23 protein-coding genes and 1 riboswitch are annotated in these 21,883 nt (G+C 46.9%); all 23 genes read right to left on the bottom strand.

The window, feature by feature from the left end; genetic code table 11:
* Window positions 1-7: 7 nt before the first annotated feature.
* A complete protein-coding gene (locus BK126_RS21075; protein ID WP_076314499.1) occupies window positions 8-832 on the bottom strand; it encodes a flagellar hook-basal body protein in 825 nt (274 codons plus the stop codon).
* A 50-nt stretch (window positions 833-882) separates the two neighbouring features.
* Window positions 883-1,767, bottom strand: coding sequence for a flagellar hook-basal body protein (locus BK126_RS21070; RefSeq protein ID WP_076314498.1), 885 nt, complete (start codon window positions 1,765-1,767; stop codon window positions 883-885).
* Between the two features lie 109 nt (window positions 1,768-1,876).
* Complete coding sequence (gene mreB / locus BK126_RS21065) at window positions 1,877-2,875, bottom strand: rod shape-determining protein (protein WP_047912384.1); 999 nt, start codon at window positions 2,873-2,875, stop codon at window positions 1,877-1,879.
* Between the two features lie 315 nt (window positions 2,876-3,190).
* On the bottom strand, window positions 3,191-3,478 hold the full coding sequence (spoIIID, locus tag BK126_RS21060) for a sporulation transcriptional regulator SpoIIID (RefSeq protein WP_047912385.1): 288 nt from the start codon (window positions 3,476-3,478) through the stop codon (window positions 3,191-3,193).
* Between the two features lie 203 nt (window positions 3,479-3,681).
* On the bottom strand, window positions 3,682-4,425 hold the full coding sequence (locus BK126_RS21055) for a M23 family metallopeptidase (RefSeq protein WP_076314497.1): 744 nt from the start codon (window positions 4,423-4,425) through the stop codon (window positions 3,682-3,684).
* Between the two features lie 84 nt (window positions 4,426-4,509).
* The gene (gene spoIID, locus BK126_RS28850) at window positions 4,510-6,186 is read right to left on the bottom strand and encodes a stage II sporulation protein D (RefSeq protein ID WP_256209717.1); all 1,677 of its coding nucleotides are present in this window, start codon (window positions 6,184-6,186) and stop codon (window positions 4,510-4,512) included.
* A 416-nt stretch (window positions 6,187-6,602) separates the two neighbouring features.
* Window positions 6,603-7,943: a UDP-N-acetylglucosamine 1-carboxyvinyltransferase gene (gene murA, locus BK126_RS21045; RefSeq protein ID WP_083656032.1), complete on the bottom strand. Its 1,341-nt coding sequence runs from the start codon at window positions 7,941-7,943 to the stop codon at window positions 6,603-6,605.
* A 598-nt stretch (window positions 7,944-8,541) separates the two neighbouring features.
* On the bottom strand, window positions 8,542-8,799 hold the full coding sequence (locus tag BK126_RS21040) for a DUF1146 family protein (protein ID WP_047912388.1): 258 nt from the start codon (window positions 8,797-8,799) through the stop codon (window positions 8,542-8,544).
* A 295-nt stretch (window positions 8,800-9,094) separates the two neighbouring features.
* On the bottom strand, window positions 9,095-9,493 hold the full coding sequence (locus BK126_RS21035) for a F0F1 ATP synthase subunit epsilon (RefSeq protein ID WP_076314495.1): 399 nt from the start codon (window positions 9,491-9,493) through the stop codon (window positions 9,095-9,097).
* Window positions 9,494-9,568: 75 nt separating this feature from the next.
* On the bottom strand, window positions 9,569-10,975 hold the full coding sequence (gene atpD, locus BK126_RS21030) for a F0F1 ATP synthase subunit beta (RefSeq protein WP_076314494.1): 1,407 nt from the start codon (window positions 10,973-10,975) through the stop codon (window positions 9,569-9,571).
* A 114-nt stretch (window positions 10,976-11,089) separates the two neighbouring features.
* Window positions 11,090-11,956 carry an ATP synthase F1 subunit gamma gene (gene atpG, locus BK126_RS21025; RefSeq protein ID WP_047912392.1) on the bottom strand — a complete coding sequence of 289 codons (867 nt, stop codon included), beginning with the start codon at window positions 11,954-11,956 and terminating at the stop codon, window positions 11,090-11,092.
* A gap of 387 nt (window positions 11,957-12,343) precedes the next feature.
* The gene (gene atpA, locus BK126_RS21020) at window positions 12,344-13,858 is read right to left on the bottom strand and encodes a F0F1 ATP synthase subunit alpha (RefSeq protein ID WP_076314493.1); all 1,515 of its coding nucleotides are present in this window, start codon (window positions 13,856-13,858) and stop codon (window positions 12,344-12,346) included.
* Window positions 13,859-13,877: 19 nt separating this feature from the next.
* Window positions 13,878-14,420, bottom strand: a complete 543-nt coding sequence (locus BK126_RS21015) for a F0F1 ATP synthase subunit delta (protein WP_076314492.1) — start codon at window positions 14,418-14,420, stop codon at window positions 13,878-13,880.
* Window positions 14,417-14,905: a F0F1 ATP synthase subunit B gene (gene atpF, locus BK126_RS21010; protein ID WP_076314491.1), complete on the bottom strand. Its 489-nt coding sequence runs from the start codon at window positions 14,903-14,905 to the stop codon at window positions 14,417-14,419. The genes BK126_RS21015 and atpF overlap by 4 nt, the downstream gene beginning before the upstream one ends.
* A 91-nt stretch (window positions 14,906-14,996) precedes the next feature.
* Entirely contained in the window at window positions 14,997-15,209 is a 213-nt protein-coding gene (gene atpE / locus BK126_RS21005; protein ID WP_076314490.1) for a F0F1 ATP synthase subunit C, read from the bottom strand.
* 101 nt (window positions 15,210-15,310) lie between these two features.
* On the bottom strand, window positions 15,311-16,072 hold the full coding sequence (gene atpB, locus BK126_RS21000) for a F0F1 ATP synthase subunit A (RefSeq protein ID WP_076314489.1): 762 nt from the start codon (window positions 16,070-16,072) through the stop codon (window positions 15,311-15,313).
* A gap of 32 nt (window positions 16,073-16,104) precedes the next feature.
* On the bottom strand, window positions 16,105-16,482 hold the full coding sequence (locus tag BK126_RS20995; protein ID WP_076314488.1) for an ATP synthase subunit I: 378 nt from the start codon (window positions 16,480-16,482) through the stop codon (window positions 16,105-16,107).
* Window positions 16,475-16,762, bottom strand: coding sequence for an ATPase F0F1 (locus tag BK126_RS20990; protein WP_256209718.1), 288 nt, complete (start codon window positions 16,760-16,762; stop codon window positions 16,475-16,477). Before BK126_RS20990 ends, BK126_RS20995 begins: the two co-directional genes overlap by 8 nt.
* A gap of 219 nt (window positions 16,763-16,981) precedes the next feature.
* The gene (gene wecB / locus BK126_RS20985; protein WP_076314487.1) at window positions 16,982-18,136 is read right to left on the bottom strand and encodes a non-hydrolyzing UDP-N-acetylglucosamine 2-epimerase; all 1,155 of its coding nucleotides are present in this window, start codon (window positions 18,134-18,136) and stop codon (window positions 16,982-16,984) included.
* 34 nt (window positions 18,137-18,170) lie between these two features.
* The gene (gene upp / locus BK126_RS20980) at window positions 18,171-18,800 is read right to left on the bottom strand and encodes a uracil phosphoribosyltransferase (protein WP_076314486.1); all 630 of its coding nucleotides are present in this window, start codon (window positions 18,798-18,800) and stop codon (window positions 18,171-18,173) included.
* A 239-nt stretch (window positions 18,801-19,039) separates the two neighbouring features.
* On the bottom strand, window positions 19,040-20,287 hold the full coding sequence (gene glyA, locus BK126_RS20975) for a serine hydroxymethyltransferase (protein ID WP_076314485.1): 1,248 nt from the start codon (window positions 20,285-20,287) through the stop codon (window positions 19,040-19,042).
* Window positions 20,288-20,329: 42 nt separating this feature from the next.
* On the bottom strand, window positions 20,330-20,926 hold the full coding sequence (locus BK126_RS20970; protein ID WP_076314484.1) for a TIGR01440 family protein: 597 nt from the start codon (window positions 20,924-20,926) through the stop codon (window positions 20,330-20,332).
* Between the two features lie 195 nt (window positions 20,927-21,121).
* Window positions 21,122-21,204, bottom strand: a riboswitch (ZMP/ZTP riboswitch).
* A gap of 71 nt (window positions 21,205-21,275) precedes the next feature.
* Window positions 21,276-21,848: a low molecular weight protein arginine phosphatase gene (locus BK126_RS20965; protein ID WP_076314483.1), complete on the bottom strand. Its 573-nt coding sequence runs from the start codon at window positions 21,846-21,848 to the stop codon at window positions 21,276-21,278.
* Between the last annotated feature and the right edge of the window lie 35 nt (window positions 21,849-21,883).

The following is a 21,883-nucleotide window of genomic DNA, read 5'->3' as shown; positions in this document are numbered from 1 at the left end:
CGTTCACCTATGCCCTCATATTATTCGCGAGATTTAACATGGTATCACTGGAGCTGAGTGCACGCGCAGCCAGCTGGTATGTGCGCTGTACCTCCAGCATCTTGGTCATCTCTGCGGTTAGATCCACATTCGAAGTCTCCAGGTAACCGGAACGAATGGAGGCACCCGCAGGAACACGAGCCGCTGCATTCTCTCCAAAGACTTCTGCTTCCGTCGCTCCCGGTGCTAGTGTATAGAGATTGTCCGCACTTGCAGAGAGCCCCTCCGGTCTCATTGGCTCAACAAATTGCAGCTGACCTGCAATCGCTGCGTTAGGCGAGTTGCCTATACGGACCAGCAAATTCCCGCTTGCATCTACAGCAGCAGATGAATTTACCGGTGCGGTAATCCCTTCTCCGTCTCTGCCGAGAACAGCGTAACCTTCTGCGGTAACAAGTCTCATCCGCTCATGATCTGCTGGGTCGGGAACAAATTGAAAATTCCCTGCCCGGGTCCAGGCCTTCTCTCCGTTCACCTCAACAGCGAACAGGGCGTTGCCTTCAATAGCCAGATCCGTCGGATTGCCAGTTGCATTCATTTCGCCCTGCGTCATATCCTGCGCAAGTGAAACCATCTGGATGCCATAGCCTTGCGTAAAGCCTAGTGGCGTGGCACGGCCATCCCGGTTCAGTGGTGAAGCCTGCTGCTGGAACGTGGTTAGTACATCTTCAAAAGAAGCCTGCTTGCTCTTATATCCCACCGTATCTACATTCGCAACGTTATCGGCAATTACATTCAGGCGCTGCTGCAGACTTTGCATAGACACGAGTGCACTTATCATCGAATTATTCATAAATTATCCCCCCAAACTTAAGAGATATGTAAAGCTCTAGCCGTATCCATTTAGACACGACCAATCTCATTCACAGCCTTTTCAAGGCTTTTATCATAAAATTGTATTACCTTCTGATTCGCTTCATACAGTCGCAGCGCCGCCATCATGTCTACCATAGACTGAGACGCATCAACCGTAGATTGCTCCAGAAATCCTTGCTGAACCTGTACATTATCCCCATCTGCCAGCTGCCTTGCCGCCCCTTCACTAGAAGGATCCAATGCAAAGTTACCATTACCTTCTTTAACAAGCTGGTGAGGCTGATCAATAATGGAAATTCCTAGACTAAGCCCTGCAGGGGTGCCGTTCACGGCATTCACCAGACGTCCTTGCTCGTCCACTTTAAATTGATTTACGGATCCTGTCAACACAATCGGCTCGCCATTATCTGACAGCACTTCGTAGCCGGTTGCACTAAGAAGTCTCCCTTCAGCATCCACACTAAATTCACCATTCCGTGTATATTTAACATTGCCTTCACTGTCCTGTACGGTGAAAAAGGCCTGCGGCTGATAAATGACGCTGCCGTTATCGCTAATATATTTACCTGACGCATCAAAGGGTACAGCCTGGCCTGTATTCGGGTCAATCACATTCAGATCGGAATACAGCGCAAAATCCATATTGTTCTCCGTTGGCGTAAGCGCTCCTTGGATATTCGAATACAAGCTCTCCTCCGCATATACACCTGTGTTGAGCAGACCTACCTTCTTATTGCCGGGCGAGGAAGCATCTCCTGTCCGCTCCAAGAGCATTTCGGGAAAAGAACGAGTCACGCTCTCCACCTGCTTGTATCCTGTTGTATTCAAGTTGGCGATATTTTGCGTCACGGTATCATGTCTGCGCTGCTGGGCTACCATTCCGGCTGCCGCTGTATAAAGACCACGAATCAACCTTACTCCTCCTTCATGCTGTCAGCATATTTGTATATATTATTTAAAGACCAGCTGTTTGATAAGTTATCAATTTAATTTATGTACTGCTTATTGCTATATCGGCAGATTAGAACTTTTTCTTAAGGGAACGATCCAAATGATTAAGCATCAGGCCCGTCCCCTTGACGACGCAGTGCATCGGATCCTCCGCCACCAGAACCGGAACTCTGAGCTCTTCTGCGAGCAGCTCGTCCAATCCTTTGAGCAGTGCACCTCCACCGGTCAAAATCACTCCACGATCAATGATATCCGCAGCCAGTTCAGGCGGAGTCTGCTCCAGTACCGATTTGGCAGAGGCGACGATCCATTCTACAGGGTCGGACAATGCCTCCTGAACCTCACCTGATGTGACCATAATCGTCTTCGGCAAGCCGCTGACCATGTCCCGTCCGCGAATATCGAGCTCAGCCTGCTCACCATTCGGATGTACCGTACCGATCATCATCTTAATATGCTCTGCCGTCCGCTCTCCGATCAGAAGCTTGTACTTATTTTTGATATACTTCAGTATCGCTTCGTCAAACTTGTCCCCCGCCATTTTAATAGAAGAAGAGGTAACGATCTCACCCATCGACAGTACAGCGACATCCGTTGTCCCCCCGCCGATATCGACGACCATATTTCCACTCGGCTCATAGATATTCATGCCTGCGCCAATCGCCGCCGCTTTGGGCTCCTCCTCCAGAAATACTTCCTTCGCCCCACTACGTTCTGCCGCTTCACGAATTGCCTTCTGTTCTACAGAAGTGATATTGGTTGGTGCACATATTAAAATACGGGGACGGCTGTACCAATTCTTGCCGCCAACCCGATGAATGAAATATTTAAGCATCGTTTCCGTAATATCAAAATCAGCAATGACCCCATCACGCAAAGGCCGGATAGCCACGATGTTCCCAGGTGTACGCCCTACCATACGTCTTGCTTCTTCTCCAACGGCGAGGACTCTCTTGGACCCGCTCTCAATCGTAACGACAGAAGGCTCGTCAAGCACAACTCCGCTTCCTTTCACGTGAATAAGCACATTTGCTGTGCCAAGATCAATGCCGATATCCTTGCTAAACATATAAAAGAGCCCCCAAAGTGATATTTTATAGGTCCGGGATTTTGCATAAGGTGAATGGTTAACGAATGGATTTATGCAAAATCCTCATGAAAATACGTTGTTTGCTGCATATCGAATCTTGCACCACTCGAATGACTCAAATGAATGCTTAATCCCTCATATAGCTATTGTTCGACAAAAGACAGCAACTTTATGTGAAAGTTCAATCGTATACTAGTCATATTTCGACGTAATCCCATCTTTTAACATATCATACTTCAGGGGAGGTATTCAATGCATTTGTATGCTTCTGGTCCTATCTTAAGCAGGGTGGTCTCAAGATTTGCTGGAGGCGAGCACCTCCCGTTTTTTGCCGCTCGATTTCTTATATTTGATCTTGGTGGCTTCTCCTCCCCGCAAATGACGGATGGATTTATGATACTCAAGAATGTGCTTTACCTGATCGGCAAGATCAGGGTTGATTTCCGGCAGCCGTTCGGTCAAATCCTTATGCACCGTGCTCTTTGAAACGCCAAATTCTTTGGCGATTGTCCGGACCGTATGCCTCGTCTCAACGATGCAGCGTCCAATCTTAATGGTCCGTTCCTTGATGTAATCGTGCACGCTCCCGCCTCCCTACTGTGGATAGTTTGGTACATTATATGAGGGGCGTGCCTAGATATTCACGGTTTCAAAGGGTGACAAGCTTAGGTAGATGGATTTATTTTCATTTTCATTATCCACAGGTTTGTCCATTTCCGCGATTTAAGCGGCAAAAAAGAAAAAGCAGCGGGTTTCCCCGCTGCTTTATAAAGATAGATCTTTAATTATTTTTGTGGCAGGTACTGCTCTGGATTAACCGGTTTTCCTGCTTCGAATACTTCAAAGTGGACGTGGTTGCCAAGATCCTTCTTCAGCTCGCTGGTTCCGGATGAGGCAATGATATCACCTTGTTTGACCTTGTCATCCTGTTTCACTGTTACGTTAGACAAGCTTTGGTATACCGTCTTCAAATCGTTGTCGTGTGTAATTTCAACGACCATTCCATTTAACGGATGTGTTTCAACACGAGTTACGGTACCGCTCATTGCTGCTTTGACTTCAAAGCTCTGATCATCTGCTCTTGCGAGGTCAATACCGACATTGGCAAAAAACGTTTGGTCATACTCTAGCAATGCACTTGCTTTTTCTTCATTCGAAGCTTCTGAATCATAGAAAGGCTTCACGACACTTACATCAGCTGGGCTTGCAACCGGCCATGCGAGATTCTCGGCTGTACCTTCTCCTTCACCGCTGCTAGCAGGCTCTTCTTCTAGATTCACTCCAGTGGTAGGAACGGATTCTCCTGTTTCTGAAACCTCATTTACGGTCTCATTCACTAGAGATTGTCTGGTTGTGTCCTGGTAGACCCACACTAAAGTTAGTATAATAGCTGCTGCGGCAATGTAAGCTGCCGGGTATACCCACCGTTTGGACAACAGCCTTTTCCAGGATGAAGGTTGTGAACTTTGTGCTCCTTGATTGGATTTTGGAGCATCTTCTTGGTTTTGATTTTTGTTTTGTTCATTCATATTCTATCACCTCAGTAACAAGTGTTACCGGGCGCAACTCTTTTATACTCGCCTATTAAAATATTTATGAAATTTTTTGAGAGTTCAGGATTTCTCTTTATATAAGAGCTCAGAGGCTCGTCCGAACGATATCCCTGTATAGTAGTGTTTGAGAATCTCTGTTGCTGTATATCCTTCCATAGCCATGCCGTTCGCCCCCCACTGGCTCATCCCTACGCCATGCCCGTAGCCGATCGTCGTGATCGTAATCTCATTTCCTTTGGTAGACCATTTGAACTCACTAGATCTGAGCCCCAGCAGCTCTCTTATATCTTGTCCGGAGAAAATCTTGCTGCCTACCCGAATCTCTTTGATCCGATTCCCCTCGGTCTTGGAGATGACTTCGATAAAAGGCTTGACCCCTGCGTTATTCGTAGACACTGGCACCGGATCCGGAATGACATTCAGCTTATTCATAAATTCCACACGCGTCATTGTCACACTCTCTTGAAATCCAGGTGCAATCTTGGCATCCCATGGACTTGCCACGCTTCTAAGGTAAGGAACCGCCTCCTGCCACACTTCCTCGGAGTTCTCTGTGTATCCATTGCTGGTGGAGAAGAAGGAGGCCGTAATCGGTTGTCCTTTGTACGTCATAATCGAATCCTTGCTCTCCCGGACAGCCTGCTCCAGCTTGGCCCATTCCTCTTGCTTGCCAAGCTCGGCCCATTTATCCTTCAGACCGCCGAACGGATGATAAACCTGATGATCCACGGTATCCGTGACATCAGCGCCGCTGACCGGAACGCCGCTGGCATCGCCTGCGGCGAGACGCTTCACGATATAAGTGCGCGCGGCAATGGCCTGCGCCTTCAACGCCTCGAGGCCGAAGTCCGAAGGCATTTCGGCCGCCAGTACCCCGGTGACGTACTGCTCCAGCGTCACCGTATCAATGGTGCCCGTCTCCGCCAGGTAGACGCGCACCGTGGGTTCGGGATACACCTGGGCCGGCTGCGTAACGGCCGGCCCAGGTGTATCCGGCGCTGAGGCAGCGGGCGGAGCTGCTGCCTCCTGCGGCGCCTTCCCGCCGGTGCTGCTGCCGGCGGGAGGCGCGGTTTGCTCCGCCGCTGGCGCTGGCTGCGGCGGGGTCCCCTCGCGGGGCCAAGCGAGCACTGCTGGGATCAGCAGTGCGGTGAGGGCCAGCCCCGCGAGGCCGGCGGCAGGTGCGAAGCGCCGCCGAGGGGGGCGCCGCGAGCTGCTGCCGCGGCGCCAGACGTAACGGGCCGTGGCGGGAGCCGGCCCGTCCTCTTCGTGAGCAGCCGGCGAACGATCCGGCTGCGGCCCCACCCCTGGCTGCAACTTACCCCCTGGATCCGTCTCCGATTCAGCCGCTGTTTTTCCTGCCGTACCGAAGAAAAACACCTCAGGCAGCTTGTTTCTGATAGAAGCCGTCTGCTTCATCCCTGATTGATTTCCTGCATGCTTTTTAGCTGAGTCATGCTTGACGGGCGCCTCCTCAGCAGCTGTAATCTGATGATTCAGTTTTTTTAACCTTTTACTTTCTTCTTTTTTTTGTATCACGTTGATATCTATTAGGGTAGAGTCAGGTGCGTTCTGCTTCTTTTTTGAGATCAAGTACGGAGTAGATTCCACCTCTTCCTGCTCTGTGGGATTAGAATTAACAGAATGACGATCTGGCCATGGGATTCGGACGATCCGGCTTCTTCGATAAGTGCGTACTCGTTCTTTCTTATAAGATGTATTGCTGCGTATCTTGCTCATCTTCGTGTTTCCCTCCGTTCTATTTGCCTGTCCATGTTTCAAACAAGGCTCGTAGAGACTTCATAGACTATACATATGAGTCCCCACCATCTGATAGAACCAAATAAGAGAATCGAAATGAAGAGACTAGCAGGTCGTTATAGAGTGATCTTACATCGTATTCAAACCCTAAATGCGCATGCAGCGCGTCATTATAATCATTTTAAAAACATTCCATATAGGAGCTGTTACCGCTTCATATTAGAAGCTGCTACTAATAGTAGATAACACAGGCTCTAATCCTTGCTTTTTCCAAATTCGTAGAATTACACTTTTAGTAACTTACTTTAATCGATATAAAATCAAAAAAAAGAACCAGGGCTGCTAGGAGCCTGGTTCTCTGTTCGAACACACTGTTGCATATATTTGTATTATCCTTATGCCAAACTGGATTGAACTTTGAAGAGAGGTGTTTCTTCCGCCTTCTTCTCGCTTGCCTTGTTCTCCAGCTTCGGCTCTTCCACAGATACACGGTAAATGTCAGCACCAAGGCCATTCAGCTTCTCAGCCAAATGAACATATCCACGATCGATATGATGTACACCACCGACCTCTGTCGTACCGTCAGCAATTAAGCCAGCCAATATCAGAGCCGCCCCTGCACGCAGGTCTGTCGATGTGACTTTGGCTCCGGTCAGCTTAGCACCGCCCGTAATAATAGAAGAGCGGCCTTCTACTTTAATTTCGGCATTCATCAGATTAAACTCATCGACATGCATAAAGCGATTCTCAAACACCGTTTCCGTTACAACACTGGTTCCTTCAGATTTAAGCAAGAGCGCCATCATCTGCGATTGCATATCTGTAGGGAAACCTGGGTATGGTAAGGTTTTGACATCTACAGCTTTGAGAGGACCGTCCGCAATTACACGAACACCGTTCTCATCAGGAATAATGGTTACGCCCATTTCTTCCATCTTGGAGATAACCGGACCGAGGTGATCCGAGATCGCTCCCTCGACATAAACGTCGCCGCCTGTAATGGCAGCTGCCGCCATATAGGTACCTGCTTCAATCCGGTCAGGAATAACGGTGTGCTTCACGCCATGAAGTTTGTCAACTCCATCAATACGAATGACACCTGTACCCGCACCGCGAACCTTAGCACCCATTCCATTGAGGTAGTTAGCAAGATCGACAATCTCAGGCTCTTTTGCTGCATTCTCAATCGTCGTTGTTCCTTCAGCAAGTGTAGCTGCCATCATGATATTCTCTGTCGCTCCCACACTGGCTACGTCCAGATAAATCTTAGCTCCACGCAGCTTGCCGTTAGAACGTGCTTCTATATAACCTTGACCAAGGCTGATTTCCGCACCCATCGCTTCAAACCCTTTGAGATGCTGGTCAATCGGGCGAGTACCAATGGCGCATCCGCCTGGTAAAGATATTTTTGTATAACCCATCCGAGTTAGCAAAGGACCCATAACCAAAAAGGAAGCCCGCATTTTCGTAACCCATTCGTAAGGGGCCTCGCACGAAGTTAAATTCGTTGCATTTACAGTAATTACCTCATCCTGGTATTGTACTTCCGCTCCTAGCGATTCCAGTACTTTGTTAATAGTCATCACATCGTCGAGAGGAGGTGCATCAATAATTGTGCTTACTCCTACTTCCCCTAAGAGAGAGGCGGCGATGATCGGAAGAACTGAATTTTTAGCGCCGCTGACTTTGACACTTCCGGTCAATCTCTTGCCTCCGCGGACGATAAATTTGCTCATCATGGTTCCCTCCGCGCGTTTTTTTCCCTTTTCTGCTTACAATCTTAGATCCTGTAAAACAGATCATCCGTTGCTTGCCCGAATGAATCGGAAAATTCGACATCATCATTTAATGTTCGTCAAGATGTCTTTCTTCAGAAAAGAATCGTTTTCATTGTTATTAGAAAAATTTGATCATAACTACACTACAAATCGAAGAAAAAGCGAGTCATTCGCTAATCCCCTAAATTCCATCATAACACCTTATAAATAAAGGAGACAAGCATTTTTTCAATTAAGGCAGAATATTCAAGTTCCAACTTCCATTAACACTTGTTTGACCCATCTTATTCAAGGACATTCATTACTTTCATTGTTCACATAAATACATGATGTTATTCGACAAAAGCCGTGTTGTTCTTGCCTAACAGAGATTAACCAGCTTTATATATCTTTAAAACAAGATTTTTATAAAATTATTCTTCACCTTGCTTTATGGTAATTCCTGGTCGAAAACAAGCTGAACAGCACATTTGATTAAATCTCACATGACTGAATCAATTTCTTGAACAACTTATACTATGAAATTGATTCTGCGAAGTGAATTTATGTAAATTCACTAGAACAGATATCTCAGCATTTGAGTCCAGCTTAAATACTTTAGTATGAACTCAGATACGAAATGACCAATGACAATTGCGATTAACAGCTGCAGCATCCTTGCTTGGGGACTCTGCGGGTGACGTACGAATAAATCCAATTTCAAATGCTGTAATGACCACCAAGCTAAGGCAACACAGGCGAGTGAAACGATCATCGCTACCAGACCATTCACACTAACCGCTTGATTAAGCTGGTCGTTCACCAATTGATCCATATCCTACCCTCCGCCTTTATCATAACATCAGAAAATCACACACTGAGAAATCATAGTCGGTAGACGTCCCCTTGTCAACATGCCAAATACCTTATCTGACTGCCAATATACGTCACTTCCGTCAAAATTGTTCTCTTTCAGACACATTTCCTGTTTGTCCGAGCAATTCTCTGTCATTTCCTCGGAAATAATATCAAAAAATTAAAAGAAGGATCTGGGACACATTCATGCCCCAGATCCTTCTTCAGTTCATATATATTTAGAATGATCTCAAAGCTTCATTCTAACTTATTGATTACTGACCGGAAACTTTAAGTCGGTTCATGGCTTTTTGCAGTGCAAGCTCAGCACGTCTGTGATCAAATTGATCCCGATTGCTCGATAGACGTGTTTCTGCACGCTCTTTCGCAGCTCTTGCACGATCAACATCGATCTCATTAGCCAGCTCCGCACTTTCAGCCAGAATAACGACCTTCTCTTTGCGAACTTCAACAAATCCACCGGCAACGGCGATCTTTTGTTCTTTACCGTTCGCTTTAATCGTTACAGGGGCAATCTGCAATGGAGTCACGAAGGGTACGTGACCAGGTAAAATACCCAGTTCTCCCTCTAGACCTCGTACAACCAGACTGTCAGCCTGTTCAGAGTAGATGAGTCGCTCCGGAGTTACGATTTCCAATAAAAAGGTGCTCACTGTCATCCCTCCTGAACACTATCCGCAAGGGATAGTTCACTTCATGTGTGGATCATTAGTTCTAAGTCTTAAGAACTATTCCATTGATTTTGCTTTTTCTACAGCTTCTTCAATAGTACCCACGAACAAGAATGCAGCTTCCGGAAGATGATCGTACTTGCCGTCGAGGATTTCTTTAAAGCTGCGTACTGTTTCTTTAACAGGAACATATTTACCCGGAATACCGTTAAATGCTTCTGCTACGTGGAACGGCTGGGACAAGAAACGTTGAATTTTACGTGCACGTGCAACGAGCATTTTATCTTCTTCACTAAGCTCGTCCATACCCAGGATCGCGATGATGTCTTGAAGCTCATTATAACGAGCCAAGATACGCTTAACGCCTTGTGCCACATTGTAATGCTCTTCACCCACAACGTCCGGTGTAAGAATACGGGAGCTGGAAGCAAGAGGATCTACCGCAGGATAGATACCCATCTCAGAGATTTTACGCTCAAGGTTTGTCGTTGCATCCAAGTGAGCAAAGGTTGTTGCTGGAGCCGGATCCGTATAGTCATCGGCTGGTACATAGATCGCTTGGATGGAAGTAACGGAACCTGTCTTCGTGGAAGTAATACGCTCTTGCAATTGTCCCATTTCCGTTGCAAGTGTAGGCTGATAACCTACCGCAGACGGCATACGACCGAGCAAAGCGGATACTTCAGAACCCGCTTGAGTAAAGCGGAAGATGTTATCGATGAAGAGAAGTACGTCTCTTCCTTCTTGATCACGGAAATACTCTGCCATTGTCAGACCTGTCAACGCTACGCGAAGACGTGCACCTGGTGGCTCGTTCATCTGTCCGAATACCATTGCCGTCTTGCTGATAACGCCGGAATCCGTCATTTCATGGTACAAGTCATTACCTTCACGTGTACGCTCACCAACACCGGCAAATACGGAGATACCACCGTGCTCTTGTGCAATGTTATTGATAAGCTCCTGAATCGTAACGGTCTTACCTACACCGGCACCACCGAAGAGACCGATCTTACCACCCTTAGCATAAGGAGCAAGCAAGTCGATAACTTTGATTCCTGTTTCCAGCATTTCTGCTTGTGTAGACAATTCTTCAAACTTAGGTGCTTGACGGTGAATCGGGTTACGAGTAACGTCGGCTTGAATCGTTGTTCCATTATCAATCGGCTCACCCAATACGTTAAATACACGTCCCAAAGTAGCCTCACCAACAGGAACGGAGATTGCTTGTGTTGTATTCACTGCTTCCATGCCGCGTACAAGACCGTCTGTGGAAGACATGGCAATACAACGTACACGGTTATCACCAAGATGTTTTGCTGCTTCAAGAGTCAGATTGATCTCGGTGCCGCTGTCTGTAGTTGTGTTGATCGTAATCGCATTATTAATATCCGGGAGTCCGCCGCGGTCGAACTCGACGTCAACGACCGCACCCTGTATGCTGACAACGCGTCCTTTATTCATCTTTTAGTTCCCTCCTACAAGCTATAACAGATCAAAAAGTCCAAAGAAATATTTATTTCTCCATTAACATTAAGCCCTGATTAGCCTTCGATTTATATTATTCCGTACATGACTTTAAGATTGAGCGTTAGCTCCCGCAACGATTTCCGTAATCTCTTGCGTGATCGCAGCCTGACGAGCGCGGTTATACGTAAGAGACAGCTCTCCAATAAGCTTGGAGGCATTCTTCGTCGCAGATCCCATGGCTGTCATCTTGGCACCGAGCTCACTTGCTTTACCGTTCAAGAGCGCCCCGTAGATCAACGTTTCTGCATAGCGTGGAAGAAGAGCTTCCAGCACAGCATCCGCAGAAGGTTCATACTCATATTGAGCAGAAGCACCCGTGGATTGTTTCTCTGGTCTTTCCATAGGCAGAAGCTTCTCAACGGTTGGAACTTGAGTAAGTGCATTCACAAAACGGCTGTAACAGATATAAATCTCATCAAACTTACCTTCCTCAAATCCATTTACAGCTTGGTTCGCAATGGTTTTGATGTCTGCAAAAGAAGGCGAATCTGATAGATCCGTTACATCCAACTCAATGGCCTGTTCCCGGCGTCTGAAGTAATCACGACCCTTTCTTCCGATGACATAGAGAACATACTCATCCTGGGAGGAGTGGCGTTCTTTAAGGGTAAGTGTGACTTGACGCAGGATGTTGGCATTGTATCCACCCGCAAGACCACGGTCTGAAGTGATGATCAGATAAGCTGTTTTCTTAACCGGACGTGAGACAAGCATCGGATGACTGACCTCATTGGAGGAAGATGCGATGCTTGTTACGACTTCCTTAAGTTTCTCGGAGTATGGGCGAGCAGCTTCTGCTTTCTCCTGGGCTTTTCTTAGCTTGGAGGCAGCGACCATCTCCATTGCTTTGGTGATTTGCTTCGTGCTTTGAACACTTTTGATTTGGCGCTTGATTTCGCGCATGCCTTTTGCCATTTTTTTCACCACCTTAAAGTTTTGACGTAGTCAAAACTAGTATCGTAAGCATAAACCTTAAAGTTTTGACGTAGTCAAAACTAGTATCGTAAGCATAAACCTTAAAGTTTTGACGTAGTCAAAACTAGCATCGTAAGCATTAACTTAGTTTTGACGGAGTCAAAACTAACTTCGTAAGCGTAAACCTTAGAGTTTTTGACGAAGTCAAAAACTTACTTCGTAAGCGTAAACTTGGTTTTAACGTAGTCAATGACTGAGTCAATTCCAATCGGTTCACATTCAAATATATATACCATTATGCAAGAGAGGCTGCGGCGTACGTTAGTCGCGCAGCCTATTTGCACAAAGCTTATAAGCTCATTCAACTCGCTGGAAGCACTAATCTACTTAAGCAGATGTAGAAAAGCTCTTTCTGAAGGTCTCGATTGAATCCTTCAATGCAGCTTCGTTGTCAGCTGTAATTTCTTTAGTTGTACGAATCGATTCCAGGACTTCTGGCTTGTTGCTCACCATGAAGCTGTGGAATTCCTTCTCGAAGCGAGTTACATCGCCAACTGGAATTTCATCCAGGTAGCCTTTCGTCGCTGCGTACAAGCTGATGACTTGCAGCTCAACTGCGAGCGGCTTGTGTACATCCTGTTTCAAAATTTCCATCATACGCGCACCACGGTTCAAACGAGCCTGTGTGGATTTATCAAGGTCAGAACCGAACTGGGAGAACGCTTGAAGCTCACGATATTGAGCCAGGTCTAGACGCAGGGATCCTGCTACCTTCTTCATGGCTTTGATCTGAGCGGAACCACCGACACGGGATACCGAGATACCTACGTTGATCGCTGGACGTTGACCCGCGTTAAACAAGTCTGCCTCCAGGAAGATCTGACCGTCTGTAATCGAGATTACGTTTGTAGGAATATAAGCAGATACGTCAGAAGCTTGTGTTTCAATGAATGGAAGAGCGGTTAATGAACCACCGCCAAGCTCGTCGTTCAGCTTCGCTGCACGCTCCAGCAAACGGGAGTGCAGATAGAAGACGTCACCCGGATATGCTTCACGGCCCGGAGGACGACGAAGCAGCAAGGACAGCTCACGGTATGCAGATGCTTGTTTAGTCAAATCATCATACACTACGAGAACGTGCTCACCTTTGTACATGAAGTACTCACCAATCGCACAGCCTGCATATGGAGCGATGTACAAGAGCGGTGAAGGCTCAGATGCAGATGCAGTTACGACAGTTGTGTACTCCATTGCACCGTTGCGGCGCAGTGTTTCAACAACCTGTGCAACGGTGGACTGCTTCTGTCCGATCGCTACATAGATACATTTCATTCCATTGCCTTTTTGGTTCAGGATGGCATCAATTGCAATCGCCGTTTTACCTGTTTGACGGTCACCGATGATGAGCTCACGTTGACCGCGGCCGATTGGAACCATCGCATCAATCGCCTTAATCCCTGTTTGCATTGGCTCGTGAACGGATTTACGTGCCATAACGCCTGGAGCTTTATTCTCAACTGGACGGAACTGATTCGTTTCAATCGGTCCTTTGCCGTCGACAGGCTCTCCAAGTGCATTAACAACACGGCCGATCATGGCTTCACCAACAGGAACCTGCATGATTTGACCTGTACGCTTCACTTGATCGCCTTCACGGATATCCGTGTAAGGTCCCAAGATAACGATACCTACATTGCTTTCTTCTACGTTCAGTGCAAGACCCAATACGCCAGTTGAGAATTCAACGAGCTCACCGGACATTACGTTCTCGAGTCCATATACGCGGGCGATACCGTCCCCGACTTCGATTACAGAACCAACCTCGCTAACTTCGATATCAGTTTTGTATTGTTCGATCTGATTTTTAATTAAAGTACTGATTTCCTCAGGTCTGATACTCAAGTGTCCTCACCCCTCACAACTATACTCGTCTATTAAAAGACTGTTCTATCCGTTTTAATTGACCTGCGAGACTTCCATCATAAACCGTATCGCCGATGACGACCTTCAGTCCGCCGATCAAACTCTTATCGACAATATTTTCAATGCGGATCTGTTTATTGATACGATCTCCAAACTCTTTCGACACCGCTTGCTTTTCTTCTTCACTCAGCTCATAAGCAGAGTACACACGAGCGTTCACCATACCCAGAGATGAGGCTTCAAGATCAAGATAGCTGTCTACAACAGCATCCAGCACCTCAATCCGTCCCCGCTCAATGAGCAGCTTGATTGTGTTGAGAACCGGCTCTGATACTTTCTCTTTCAGGGCGTCCAGAACACTCAGCTTCGTTGAAATACTCACATTCGGAGAAGATATAAATTTCAAAACGTCGCGATCTCCCGTAATGGAGCTTGCAACCGCGCGAAGTTCGGCTTCCACTTCCAGGACGGACTGTTTCTCGATCGCCACATCATACAATGCTTTGGCATATCGTTTAGCAACTACCGTATCCTGACTCATGGTCTGCCTCCTACTTCATTCAGATACTTCTCAACCAGTTCTTCTTGAGCTTTATCCTGCTTAACTTCCTTATCAAGAATCTTGGATGCGATTTGTACAGAAACTGTACCAAGCTCGTTCCGCAAGGAAGCAACTGCTTTGTTTTTCTCACTTTCAATTTCACGTACAGCTTCATCTTTCATGCGTTCAGTCTGCTGCTTCGCTTCAATCAGCAGCGCCTCAGCCTGACTTGCGCTTGTCTTGCGAGATTGCTCAATGATTCCCTGTGCTTCTTGACGTGCTTCTTGCAAAGCCGCCTTTTGCTCTTCAACATATTGAATCGCTTGCTCACGGGTTTGCTTTGCATCTTCCATTTGCTTCGCTACCAATTCACGACGCTGCTCCATAATCCCAAACAGCTTATTGAAAGCAAATTTAGATAGCAGGAAGTAAAGAATTAGAAATGCAACGATCGTAATTGCAATATTTTCCCATAAGATGTGCACTCACGTCACTCCTTTCCGTTCAATCCATTATCGTAACAAAACGAAGGCGCGGATGGCATCGCCCTCCCCGCCAAACCGTCTAAATGTGATATTAAGAAAACATGATCAAGAACGCGATAACTGTAGCTGCCAAAGGAATAACCTCTACGATACCAACACCGATAAACATTGTCGTTTGCAATTGACCGCGAGCTTCTGGCTGACGAGCGATAGATTCTACCGTTCTGCTGACAATCATACCGTTACCAAGACCTGCACCAAGTGCACCCAAACCTACTGCAACAGCTGCTGCTAAAAATTCCATTTTAAATTTCCTCCTCGAAATATATATACATTTTTTTGATAAAAACTGTTTAATATAATAATCTTCTAGCGAGTAAACTCGCATAAGAAGTTACCACCTTGCTAGTGTTCCTCATGAATCGTTGTCTGTGCAATGTATACCATTGACAGAATGGTAAAGATAAAGGCCTGAAGTGCACCTACGAATATACTGAAGCCTTGCCACGCCATCATGGCCGGAATCCCGTACCATCCGATTCTCAAAATGGTGGAGATCAGGATCTCCCCTGCAAAGATGTTTGCAAACAAACGAATTGCAAGCGCGATCGGCTTCGCCAGGTTCTCAATAATGTTAAGCGGAAGGAAAACCGGGAACGGCTCGATGTAGTGCTTCAGGTAATGCTTGCGGTTGTGTTTCAAACCTAAATAATTCATTAGAATAAAGATGACGATCGCAAGACCTGCAGTCACAGAAATGTCAGCCGTAGGTGATTTCCACCATAGGATGTGCGCATGATGATCTTCCGTCAACCCCCTGGTCGCCTCAATGACGAATGGACCCACATTGGATTCATGATGATGCTCAGAGATAACAGAGAATGGCAACCCCAGCAAGTTAGCGACGAAGATGAACAGAATCAAAGTCAGGCCAAGATTGATATAAGCCTTCCCTTTGCTGAGCGGCATGGCGCTTGCAATAAGATTCTGAACAAACTCGACAACCCACTCCATGAAGTTCTGAACCTTTCCAGGATTCTCAACTGATAGATTGCGAGTTGCCAGTCGGGCGAGTATGAACACAATGAGCACCGTCACTGTGAGCATAATTACAGCGGAAAGGTCAATGTTCAATCCTCCGAGCTTAATTATCGGTGAGTCATGCATAGTGATTTATTCACCCCTTTCCAAAAGTATTTTCATTTGCCGGCTCTGGCGTTCAAGATAATACTGACCGGAATAGCCAGAACCTGAACTAAGAAAAGCCCAATTATAGTGAAGCTCATGGATACCTGCTCAAACCGCACTGCAAACATGATCGCCAAAAGAGTAATGCACATTCGTGACAAAAAACCGAAGTTGACTCTTTTGCCTCCGGGCGTTGCGGCGCTTTCCGACACCTGGTTGATTTTCACCGATAAATATCGAAAATTGAATAATCCTGCAGCTAATCCAATGGTAAGTCCAAGAAACACCGGACGATGTTCGGGCATAAGCACCCAAGCGAACAGCGATACTGACAAGAGTACAAATGCCAATCTTGTCACAGCATTCACGATGGAAGACAAACTAATCATTTTGTGCCCCCAAAAACTTCTTAATAAACATAGCTATATTCAGAACCCCCAGCACGAGCCCGGCCATACAACCAATTGCGATTATATATGCCTCTCCGTCTATGAGATTCATCAGCCACCTGCCTGCAAAGAATCCAATGGTTATGTACGTAGCCAGCAGGATGCCGGAACCACCGATTGCAAGAGCAATTAACCACGGTTTATCTTGGTTCATCGTAGACACAACCCATCCCTTAGAAAGCGCTGTATATGGAAAATGAGTCAAAATCTCGTTCTTCACGAATACTCCGTAAAAACGATGAATTATGCATCTGGCCTGTCCAATCCCAATTATCTTACTGAATGGGTAAACTGTTTGTCAATCGGTCGATTCCTTGCTCCAGCTATGAAAAAGGCCTTGAAAAACAGTGAAAAAATCTCACAATATCTCTCAAAGCCACGTAAACCGTACAGTTTGACTGTATGCTGTACTGTTCACTTCATCACATAATAAAAATAATTATTTTTCGAACTTTCTGTGAAATTGCTCAGGGCGCTCTTCTTTTTTGCCAAAATGGTGCAAAATCGCACTGACAATCCGTTCAGAAGCACGTCCGTCACCGAATGGATTCGCTGCTTCGCTCATTGATGCGTACAGCTCCGAGTCGGTCAATAATGCCTTCGTTCTGGAATATACTTGCTCCTCGTTCGTACCGACAAGCTCCAGTGTTCCCGCTTCAACCCCCTCAGGTCTCTCCGTTGTATCACGAAGCACAAGAACAGGTACTCCATAGGACGGCGCTTCCTCCTGCATACCGCCTGAATCCGTTAGAATCAGATGCGTATGCGGATAAATATTGTGGAAATCCACAACGTCCAGCGGATCAATGAGCTTGATACGCGGGTGTCCTCCCAGAATTTCGTATGCCGGCTCTTTCACTGCAGGACTCAGATGCACAGGGTAAACGATGGCTACATCCTCAAACTCATCTGCAATGCGCTTGACGGCTCTGAATATGTTACGATGAGGCTCGCCTTGGGATTCACGGCGGTGAGCCGTCATTAGAATCAGACGCTTCCCTTCTGCAAATTCAAGCACCGGATGCGTGTAATCATCCCGTACCGTATATTGAAACACATCCGTGACCGTATTGCCTGTGACGTATACACTTGACTCCGGCTTATTTTCTCGCAGGAGATTGTTCGCAGACATATCTGTCGGTGCAAAATGCAAGTCAGCAAGCACACCTGTCAGCTGTCTGTTCATCTCCTCAGGGAATGGTGACAGCTTGTTCCACGTACGAAGCCCTGCTTCCACATGTCCAACCTTGATCTGCTGCAAAAATGCCGCATAGCTGGCAAGGAATGTGGTCAAGGTATCTCCATGAACCAGCACAATGTCCGGTTTGGCTTCCTGCAGTACCGGTTCAAGTCCTTGAAGGACTCTTACCGTAATTTCGTTCAGTGTCTGACGATCCTTCATGACATCCAGATCATAATCCGGTGTAATGTTGAATACTTCCAGCACTTGATCCAGCATCTGACGATGCTGGGCTGTGACACATACAATTGATTCGATTTCATCCGGATGACGTTCCAGCTCCAAAATAAGCGGCGCCATCTTGATCGCTTCCGGGCGGACTCCGAAAACCGTCATTACTTTAATCTTCGACATTCGCGTTCGAGCCCCTTTGTATCAGATTGATTTGTTATTTCGTACCGTACAAGCGGTCTCCTGCATCACCAAGACCAGGAATAATATAACCGTGGTCATCCAGACCTTCATCAAGTGCAGCCACATAAATGTCCACATCTGGATGCGCACCCTGAACCGCTTTGACACCTTCTGGTGCAGCCACCAGGTTCATCATCTTAATCTGAGTGCAGCCGCGCTTCTTCAGCACATCAATCGCCGCAATCGCAGAGCCGCCAGTCGCCAGCATCGGATCGATTACGATGAGCTCGCGCTCCGTTACATCCGTAGGCAGCTTCGTATAGTACTCCACAGGCTGCAAAGTCTCAGGGTCGCGGAACAGTCCAACATGGCCTACTTTGGCCGCAGGAATCAATTTCACGACGCCATCCAGCATACCAAGCCCAGCGCGCAGAATCGGAATAAGTCCCAGCATACGTCCTGAGATGACCTTGCCCTCTGTCTCGGCTACAGGTGTCTGTACAGTTATCGTTTCGAGCGGAATATCGCGTGTTATTTCGTATGCCATTAAAGTTGCCACTTCATCTACGAGTTCACGAAAATCCTTAGTGTTCGTGCGCATGTCACGAATAATCGTCAATTTGTGTTGAATCAACGGGTGATCACATACCACCAATTTTCCCATTGCTTGTCCCTCCGGTAGGTTCTTCATTCATCATCAACAGCCCAATCTATGCAATGATAGACAGGCAAGTCGATAAATCCTGTATATTATATCATTCCCTATCCTTAAAATGCACCTTCATCTGGCTGTATCCTTCGAACAATATAAAAAAGACCGGACCACTACGACAGCGGTCCGGTCTGTTGTTCAAGAAAATAGCCGAAACAGCTAATTCTTAGTATAGGAAAATTTGTTTCATTTTAGTACTTTAGCTCCGGATAAAGCGGGAATTTGTCAGTTAATGCAGTTACTTGTCGTTTGGCTTCTTCCAGCACCGTAGCGTCTTGGGCGTTCTTCAGCGTCTTGGCGATAATTTTACCGATCTCAACCATCGCTTCTTCGTCCATACCGCGGGAAGTTGCTGCAGGCGTACCAATTCGAATACCGCTCGTAACAAACGGGCTTGTAGGATCAAAAGGGATCGCATTTTTGTTGACAGTGATACCGATCGAATCCAGCACATGCTCGGCATCTTTACCTGTAATGTTGATATTACGGGTATCAATCAGCATCAAGTGGTTGTCCGTTCCGCCGGAAACGATATTCAGACCTTCGGCAATCAGAGTTTCCGCAAGAACTTGAGCATTTTTGACTACATTTTGTGCATAGGTTTTGAAAGAAGGCTGAAGAGCTTCACCCAGAGCAACCGCTTTGGCAGCAATAACATGCATCAAAGGTCCGCCCTGGCTTCCTGGGAATACAGCCTTGTCAATCGCAGCAGCCCATGGCTTGCGCGTAAGGATCATACCACCGCGTGGTCCGCGAAGTGTCTTATGCGTTGTTGTCGTTACAAAATGAGCATGAGGCACTGGATTTGGATGCAGACCTGCCGCCACGAGACCTGCAATATGGGCCATATCCACCATGAACAATGCGCCTACATCATTAGCAATGCTCGCAAGTGCTTCAAAATCAATGGTGCGCGGATATGCACTTGCGCCTGCTACGATCAGACGAGGACGATGCTTAAACGCCGCTTTGCGAACCTCATTGTAATCGATGCGGAATGTATCTTCCTGAACACCATAAGCAACAAAGTTATAGAGAAGACCCGATGCATTCACCGGGCTGCCATGTGTTAAATGACCACCATGTGCAAGGTTCATCCCGAGCACAGTGTCTCCCGGTTTGAGCGCAGCAAGATATACAGCCATATTCGCCTGTGCACCGGAGTGCGGCTGAACGTTGACATGCTCTGCACCAAACAATTCTTTGGCACGCTCACGAGCGATATCTTCAACCACGTCAACATGTTCGCATCCGCCATAGTAACGTTTGCCAGGGTAGCCCTCAGCATATTTATTTGTAAGTACGGAGCCCATCGCTTCGATAACTGCTTCGGAGACGATATTCTCAGAGGCGATCAGCTCGATATTGTTTTGCTGACGCTTTAATTCCAATCCCATCGCATTGAGTACTGCCGGGTCTGCTTTGCGCAATTGATCCATAACTTGAATTCCTCCCATATGATAGCTGTTTTAATTAAATTCTCAATCACAAGTTGAAGTGTTGCCGATTACATCAAGCTGGTACACCGCACGCTCTCCGCCAATAAGCTTCGGCCTCGACAATGCGGTAGTCACCCGTGCTTCCCCAATATAACGCCTTGCTGTACGGTAAGGAACAGCAACTCTCCTCAAATGCATGCCGATGAGTGTCTCACCGATATCCATGCCCGCATGCGCTTCAATCGTTTCGGCAAGACAGGGTTCTTGCAGAGATCGATAAGCTGCGGCGGCCATGGAGCCTCCTGCCTTCGGAACCGGTACGGCTGCTACCTCCGTAAGTCCAAGCCTCTCAAGCAGCGAACGCTCCAGAACCAATGCTCGGTTCAAATGCTCGCAGCACTGCACAGCAACCTCAAAACCGTAAGCATTCTTCACTTCATTTATACCTTGAAGCAATGCTTGTGCAATCTCTGAGGCTCCAGCTGTCCCAATGCGCTTGCCTGCTACCTCGCTTGTACTGGTGCCAATGACGACGACTTTACCTGGACCAAGCTTTCCTTCAATCGCAAGCTCTTCCAGCACCTCAGCTGTCTGTGCCGTAATTTGGTCCAATTCCGGGTGACTGCTGTTCTGTTCCATAGCCTAATGAACCCTCCCCTTCCGTTTGTGACTTCAAAACGATCGCAAGAAAGAGTTGTTCACTCATGAGAATCGTCTAATTCGCCCTATTTTGCGATCTGCCAAGATCATTTGAGTCTTATTATACCGAAAAATATGACGAAATACGAAAAAAGAGCAGTCTCCCACACAAGTATACCTTGCGTGCAAGAAATGCTCTTTTGCCCAGGCGACCGGCCGTTATCTCCGATGCTCCATCGTGGTTTAATCCACACTTGTCGCCAGTTACACCGGAATCTCATTTATCTTCTTCATCATAGAACATCAGATGTTAGAAATCAACTATTTCTAGAGTGCTGCACCAAAAAAATCAGCTGAGCTTATCCAGTACACGCTCAACCGCAGAACGGATCTCCGCTGCCGTCACATCATAATCTTCTCTGCTGCCCCCAAAAGGGTCTGAAATATCAAAGCTTGGAATTCGCTGCTGGATTTCGATAATACGCTGACGATCCGAGTCCAGCACTTCCTGTCCAAGCGCACGCTTCATTTGCCATTCTGCATACAATCGATCCCGTTCCTTAAGATCAGCCAGGACTTTCGGATCATCTTCTGCATATTCCTTCAGCGTGTAGATCTTATCAGCACACTCAGGATAGTGATGAATGACTTGCTGCTTATGTGAACCCGTTAGGGTTAATATAAGATCTGCCCATTGGACTAGATCGCGATTGACCGAGGATGAAGTTATGACATCCTGAATATCGTGATCCCTGAGCACAGCAGCTGCATGACGAGAGATGGTACTTCCATCTATCGCAGACACTCCTGCGGATCGAACTTCGACATCAATACCTCTTGAAGCAGCAGCTTTGCGAAACAGACCCTCTGCCATCGGGCTGCGGCATGTATTGCCTGTACATACGAATAGAATATTCTTCATATTGTCACCTCCGTCGTCTGTATAACTGGATGAAA

Origin of the sequence: Paenibacillus sp. FSL H7-0326 (assembly GCF_001955535.1) — a bacterium.
Lineage (GTDB): Bacteria > Bacillota > Bacilli > Paenibacillales > Paenibacillaceae > Paenibacillus > Paenibacillus shunpengii.
The sequence above is the reverse complement of the archived record's forward strand: the minus strand, read 5'-3'. Positions and strand labels throughout refer to the sequence as shown.